The organism is Pseudomonas sp. NPDC098740, from assembly GCF_044760065.1.
Taxonomy (GTDB): domain Bacteria; phylum Pseudomonadota; class Gammaproteobacteria; order Pseudomonadales; family Pseudomonadaceae; genus Aquipseudomonas; species Aquipseudomonas rossensis.
Genome location: NZ_JBIWAM010000001.1, coordinates 1 through 2,351, shown reverse-complemented (window position 1 = coordinate 2,351; position 2,351 = coordinate 1). Strand labels below are relative to the sequence as shown.

General features: G+C 58.7%; 1 protein-coding gene and 1 pseudogene. Both read left to right on the top strand.

Annotated features, from left to right (window positions below; translation table 11 throughout):
- Window position 1: 1 nt before the first annotated feature.
- Window positions 2–676: an NADH-quinone oxidoreductase subunit B family protein gene (locus ACIQU2_RS00010; protein ID WP_008146035.1), complete on the top strand. Its 675-nt coding sequence runs from the start codon at window positions 2–4 to the stop codon at window positions 674–676.
- A gap of 72 nt (window positions 677–748) precedes the next feature.
- Window positions 749–2,341 (top strand): annotated as a pseudogene (gene nuoC, locus ACIQU2_RS00005) (NADH-quinone oxidoreductase subunit C/D); the annotation flags it as partial.
- Window positions 2,342–2,351: the final 10 nt, after the last annotated feature.

Sequence of the window (2,351 nt, the reverse complement as noted above, 5' to 3'; positions counted from 1 at the left end):
AATGCAATACAATCTCACCAGGATCGACCCCGATGCTCCTAACGAGCAGTATCCGATTGGCGAACGGGAAACCGTTTCCGATCCGTTAGAAGATCAAGTCCACAAAAACATTTTCATGGGCAAGCTCGAAGACGTGCTTAACGGCACGATCAACTGGGGGCGCAAGAACTCCCTGTGGCCGTACAACTTCGGTCTTTCGTGCTGCTACGTGGAAATGACCACCGCCTTCACGGCGCCCCACGACATCGCACGCTTTGGCGCCGAGGTTATCCGGGCATCGCCGCGTCAGGCGGATTTCATGGTTATCGCCGGTACCTGCTTCATCAAGATGGCGCCGATCATTCAGCGTCTCTACGAGCAAATGCTCGAACCTAAATGGGTTATCTCCATGGGTTCGTGCGCCAACTCCGGTGGCATGTACGACATCTACTCTGTCGTTCAAGGGGTGGACAAGTTCCTGCCCGTGGACGTCTACGTGCCTGGCTGCCCGCCCCGCCCTGAAGCTTTTCTGCAAGGCTTGATGCTGTTGCAGGAGTCGATTGGACAGGAGCGTCGCCCACTTTCCTGGGTCGTCGGCGATCAAGGCGTGTACCGCGCCGAGATGCCTTCGCAAAAGGAACAGCGCCGCGAACAGCGAATCGCAGTCACCAACCTGCGCAGCCCCGACGAAGTCTGATCCAGATCCGCTTCTTTTATAGAACGAGAAACTGGCTTCATTCTTTACGTTGACCGAAAGCGATAAATAACCATGACTACAGGCAGTGCTCTGTACATCCCGCCTTATAAGGCAGACGACCAGGATGTGGTCGTCGAACTGAATAACCGTTTTGGCCCCGAGGCGTTCACCGCCCAGCCTACCCGCACCGGCATGCCGGTGCTTTGGGTTGCCCGTGCCAAACTCGTCGAAGTCCTGACCTTCCTGCGTAACCTGCCCAAGCCGTACGTCATGCTCTATGACCTGCACGGCGTGGACGAGCGTCTGCGCACCAAGCGTCAAGGGCTGCCAAGCGGCGCCGACTTCACTGTGTTCTATCACTTGATGTCGATCGAACGTAATAGTGACGTAATGATCAAGGTCGCCTTGTCCGAGAGCGACCTCAGCGTGCCGACCGTGACCGGCATCTGGCCGAACGCCAACTGGTACGAACGTGAAGTGTGGGACATGTACGGCATCAACTTTGCCGGTCACCCGCACCTGACCCGCATCATGATGCCGCCGACCTGGGAAGGTCACCCGTTGCGCAAGGACTTCCCGGCCCGTGCCACCGAGTTCGACCCGTTCAGCCTGACCCTGGCCAAGCAACAGCTTGAGGAAGAAGCCGCGCGCTTCAAGCCTGAAGACTGGGGCATGAAGCGTTCCGGTGCGAACGAGGACTACATGTTCCTCAACCTCGGTCCTAACCACCCTTCCGCGCACGGTGCGTTCCGCATCATTCTGCAGCTGGACGGTGAAGAGATCGTCGACTGCGTACCGGACGTCGGTTACCACCACCGTGGTGCCGAGAAGATGGCCGAGCGTCAGTCCTGGCACAGTTTCATTCCGTACACCGACCGTATCGACTACCTCGGCGGCGTGATGAACAACCTGCCGTACGTGCTCTCGGTCGAGAAGCTGGCCGGTATCAAGGTGCCTGAGAAGGTCGACGTCATCCGCATCATGATGGCCGAGTTCTTCCGGATCACCAGCCACCTGCTGTTCCTGGGGACTTACATCCAGGACGTGGGCGCCATGACGCCGGTGTTCTTCACGTTCACCGACCGTCAGAAGGCGTACACGGTGATCGAAGCCATTACCGGCTTCCGTCTGCACCCGGCCTGGTACCGCATCGGTGGCGTCGCTCACGACCTGCCGCGCGGCTGGGAAAAACTGGTGAAAGACTTCATCGAGTGGATGCCAAAGCGTCTGGACGAATACCAGAAAGCCGCACTGGACAACAGCATCCTGCGTGGCCGGACCATCGGCGTCGCGGCCTACAACACCAAGGAGGCCCTGGAATGGGGCGTCACCGGTTCCGGCCTGCGTTCGACCGGTTGCGATTTCGACCTGCGTAAAGCTCGCCCGTATTCCGGTTACGAGAACTTCGAATTCGAAGTACCGCTGGCGGCCAATGGCGATGCCTATGACCGTTGCATCGTGCGTGTCGAAGAAATGCGCCAGAGCCTGAAGATCATCGAGCAGTGCATGCGCAACATGCCGGAAGGCCCGTACAAGGCGGATCACCCGCTGACTACGCCGCCGCCGAAAGAGCGCACCCTGCAACACATCGAGACCCTGATCACGCACTTCCTGCAAGTTTCGTGGGGCCCGGTCATGCCGGCCAACGAATCCTTCAAGATGATCTAATCGACCA